1 protein-coding gene is annotated in these 4,954 nt (G+C 62.9%); it reads left to right on the top strand.

Annotated features, from left to right (window positions below):
• Window positions 1-485: 485 nt before the first annotated feature.
• A complete protein-coding gene (locus tag AB0J71_RS49740; RefSeq protein ID WP_364421433.1) occupies window positions 486-4,763 on the top strand; it encodes a hypothetical protein in 4,278 nt (1,425 codons plus the stop codon).
• The last annotated feature ends 191 nt before the right edge of the window (window positions 4,764-4,954 follow it).

Raw genomic sequence — 4,954 nt, 5'->3', positions numbered from 1 at the left:
AGCACAAGCAGCACCCTAGTAGCAGCTGCCACCGCGGCGGGCGAGTTCACGCCGCAGTTCAAGGTTCTCGCCATGGGCTTGCTCGAGGGCCGCTCCTAGGCCGTGTTTCGAAAGATCACGACGTGGTTGGGCGTGTCGTTGATCGTTAAAGAAGAGGTCTCCGGTAGTTGGTTCAACGACCAAGAAGACACTTACCACTTAACCTGCAGAAACAGGATCACGTGAAGGTCAATTCATACGCCACGTCCGTGGACGTGCCCCCCAGAGGGCAGGTAACCACATGGTGTGGCCGCATCCGGCTGTGGCTTGACCCAGGAGTTGGCGCGATAATCCCCTCAGGGCCAGGATTCTCGGGGAAGAGGGACCGCCCATGCCGGCCACAGCTCGGCGAACACTGATCGCTCCGGAGCACGGACGCAATGGGTGCTCGCGACTGAGTCGGGACGGGTACTGCCGCCATCGGCACAGATGTGATGGAGGACTCCATGCCGAACGCATCGTTTCCCGTTGCCGGGCTGATCGGCGAGCGCTGGCAGGAACTGCTGGCGGAAAATGGTCCTCTTGGCGCTCCCGTCGGCGTTGAAATGGATCTCGAGGACGGTCAGCGCGGACGGCGGCAGAGTTTCGAGCACGGCGTGATCGCATGGATGCCCGATCAGGAGATGGTGCTTACTGTCTTCCGTCTCGGCGGTGAGGTGGTCTTCGACTGGTCGGTGACACGCGAGTCGCAGCTGCACTACGACTACTTCCGCATCGACGTCCTGTACAGGCGGGATGGATCGCAGCCCTTCACCGGTGCAGGTCATGCAAACCTGGAACTGAGTGGGTTCAAACTTCCGGAGCTGCCTGGCGTGCGGCGCGGAACGTACTTTGTGCGACTCCACGATTTCGGTGAATACGCGTTCAAGGTGAAGGGTGTCGATGCCCCGGGCCTGTTCGGTGGCGAGTCCACTGTTCAGGGGTGGACCCCGCTGATCCGTTTCACGATCGGTCCGGCCGCTGTTCCAACTGAGGCTGCGGTTCCCGATGATCCACTCATCGCTGAGCGTTGGCATGTTTTCGGCGCTGGCGATGGGGTGTTCGGGGCGCCGGTCGGATCCTCGATCGCAGCAGACGGCGGTGGCCGCAGCCAAACCTTCGAGCGAGGCGTAATCGCCACCTTCCCGCAGTACGGGCCCAGAGCTACGCTCGCCAGCTATCGAGACGCCCGCGCGGTGCACATCTATTGGGGTTACACCGATGTTGCCGCACCTCTTGGGACATTCGACAACACTGTTGAAGTATTCAACCTGGATGTCGGCCAAGGCGCGGAACACTCCCAGACCATCAATTCGAACGAGATCGAGTGGCTGAAATGGGCGCAGAACGGATACAGCTCCGGCTATGCTCGTTTCTATCCCGTGCGTAACGCAGGCGTTCCGTGGGACACGGAGTCATCGAGGAACTACCTGATCAAGGTCACAGATTTCGCCGGGCAGCAATTTGCTGCGAAACTGAAGTTCTGGCACCAGCCGATCAGTCCGCATCTGGACCGGCCCGCCCTCGATGGCAGCCCCGAGCACGCAGCGGCGAGCCACCGAGACCGAATCAACGCGGTCGCCGAACACTACATCCGCACCCAACCCTTCGATCTGCGCAATATGCCCAGCGACGGTGAGGATGTGACGTTCCAACTGATCGCGCACCTGCACATGATGCGGCAGCAGAGTGACTATCGCAGCGAGGGGCAGCCGCGAAGCTCCGTTCAAGTGGCCGTGGCGCTACGTCAGATGAATCCCAAGTCTCCCATGGGCACCGACGGCGAATACGACATGACCATCAAAGGTTTGATGACCATCATGCTGCGCTACCGCCAACAGCTGACCGAGTCACTTATTACCTGGATGATGTCAAAATTGATTCCGCTGGAGCTGCATGGCGGTCACGACGAAGACATCGAAAGTTACACAGCCATTCCCGTCATCGGTGTCGGGCCGGAAACTGAGAACCATGTTCTCATGATCGAGTCGTCACGATTCCTCGCCAATCAGATCTACTTCGAACTCACTCAGGACGACCAGTACGACAATCTGAAAAATGGGCTCGCCGACTGGCTGATGAACATGCTGCAGGTCTGGGCCAAATACGATCTGCTAGAGTTCAATTCACGCCCCTACAACCGACCGACGGTGCACTCGTTGCTCAACCTCTACGAGTTCTCTACCGACCCACCGCTGCGCACCGCCGCGCGCCATGTACTGGACTACCTGGCCGTCAAATTCGCAGTCTCCAGTTGCCGGCACAGACATGCCGGCCCCTTCCGTCGCCGCCGTGAACACGTCAACGCGGCCACGGGCGAACTCAATAGCCTGATGTGGAAACACGGTCACCCGTTGACCGGTTTCTCGTTGGCGTACTTCGGGCCGACCGCACCCGATGGCACTCCGTCGATGTGGTTCGACGACAACTGGCTGCCCGAGGCACTGTTATTCGCGGCCGGCAGCTATCGCCCGCCCGCGGCCGCATACATTCTGTCGCTCACCGAGCAAGCGGCCTATCAACACACCTTCTACCACGGCACCCGTCCCATCCCGCCGCACGGCGAGCAACCCGACGGGGGTGTCGAAATCTACTACAAGTCACCTTCTTTCCTACTTACGGCCGGAGGAATGTTCCTCAACAGCGGAAGTGGCAGCGACAACGTGGTCATGTCGAGAACGGGAACCAACGGATGCGCCGTACCTCAGGCCACGACCCTCCTGCCGCGGCACGCCGATCCGTTCTTCGCCGACCTCATCCGATTCGATCCCTATACCGAACGCGGCGTCAACACCTGCGTGCACCTCGGCTTCGCGTGCGGCGGAAATCTCAGGTTGCCAGGGTTTCCCGCGGGCCAGCGCGGCTGGTTCTTCATCGACCATGGCGATCTGGGCTACTACGTCGCCGCGTATCGAACCCCGCCCGGCGGGGCCCAGCTGGTGGAGCCGCTGGACAGCCTCGGCTTCATCTATGTCCTCGAACTGCGGACCCCGGGTGATCCGGACGCTCCCGCCCCGATGACATTCGCCGAATTCAAAGAGCAGACCCTGGACCGCAATCAGCTTCCCGACCCGCTCGACTACGCCACCGACTACCTGTTCAACGCGCCGGACGGTCACAGCTTCCTATTCCGGACCTGGGCCGAAGGGGAAAAGTACCGTCCGCGCATCCTCAGGATGGACGGTCAGCTCCTCCCCGAATCCTTCGGCACCACACACCTGGTGGAAGGCCCTTACCTCAACGCGCCCAACGGCCATGACGGCTATCTGGAAATCCGCCACCCGCAGTGCAACACGCCCCTCGTCCTAGATTTCCGCAACCACCTCGTACCCCACCGCGCCGACAACTCAGCCGCGTGCCCCCAATGGCACCACGCCGTCATTGACGCCACCTATCAGCGCGCAAAAGCATTCTTCGGCGCGGGCAAATACCTCGACGCTCGCGCCGCCACCCTGCAAGGCCTCGACGAATTCCGGCGGGCACGGTTGGACAATCCCGGCCTGGGCGACGATCAGCTCCGCGACCTCGCCGGTCAATGGCACGGCACCGCCCGAAGCGCCCACCCGAATAACGTGCCCGTCCAGCTCGCGGCAGCGCACAACGCATGGGACATCTACCAGTTCCTCGCGTCCGAAGAAGAGGACGAACTCGTGATCCTCGCGTCCCAGATCGTCGATCTGATGGGCTACCTCGCTTTCGGCTCTCCCATCAGCGCCGACGCGTCTGACGCCGCAAGCCTGGCCCGCGACCTCTACGCCCGGTCTCCCGGAGACCACTCAGTGGACATCGCCGGAGTATGGACCAACGAAGCGCAAGTCCACCACCTGACCTCCTTCGTCGTCGCGGCCTGGCCCGGCGACTCAGTCGAGCAACTCCATCAGCGCGAAGCCGCCGCCGAAGCCCTCTCGATCTTGGACCCGATCGTACGGTCCGTGCCGTCCTCCGAGGTTTCGGAGGAGGACCTGGGACGCATCGCGGGTATGTTGAACATGCTGATCGGGTTCGCGAGCTTCGGCTCGGCCGACTCGGCGCCCAGCGACCGCGCCGGTGAGCTGGTGCACATCGTCTACGCGAACATGCACGACCGCGACCATCGGGTCGACCTCGCGCAGGCCTACACAGCCCTCGCCATGCGCCATCACGAAACCGGCTACTGGTTCGGCCACTGGGCCGGCAACCCGGATCTCGGCAACGCCGAACTTGCGAAGCAGCGCGAGGTAGCACAACGCGCGGCAGCGATCGCCGAGCCCATGGCCGAAGCACTTCCCGACCCAGATCTTGGGTCCGACGACCTACTCGGGCTTGCCGGACTCCTGCGGAAACTCATCGGACTCCTCACCCATGGGTCGTCGAACATAGAGCCGGGAGTCAGGGCTGCCGAACTCGCCCGCCGGGCCTACAAATACCTGGAAGGCGACCACCGGATCGATGTTGCCCAGGTTTGGGCGGACCTCGCGATGCGCCATCACGACACCTCCTTTGTCGCGGGCTGTCCCGACCCCGAAGCCGAGCGTCATCACCAGCGTGAAGCCGCCGCCGAAGCGACCCGACTCCTGCTGGCCATCGGCGATCAGCTACTGACTTACCCCCAGCTCGACCGCAGGGACGCCGCCGACATGCTGGACAAGCTGACCGGTCTGCTCGTCTTCGGCGCGCCCCCGCCCCCCGATCCCGAAACGATCTCGCTGCAGAACCTCGCCGAATCAGCCGGGCAGCTTCGCGACCGCATCCGCTCCACCTTGTGATGCAGGAGGGTCCCAAGGGCGGTGGCGGAGGCACCCGACGGTCTCAAGCCGCTCGATCTGCTGCTCCACGCCTTCCGCAAGGTCGAGCACCTCCTTGAGGACAACCGCCCCTTCGCCGAACCACGCCTGCAGGTCATCGCGGCGACGCCGGCACTGCGCGAGCGGGACCTGGCCAAGGCCGCGTCGATCGC

The organism is Nonomuraea sp. NPDC049637 (genome assembly GCF_040675235.1).
Classification (GTDB): Bacteria; Actinomycetota; Actinomycetes; order Streptosporangiales; family Streptosporangiaceae; genus Nonomuraea.
Note: the sequence above shows the minus strand (reverse complement) of the source record. Positions and strands in the feature narration are given on the sequence as shown.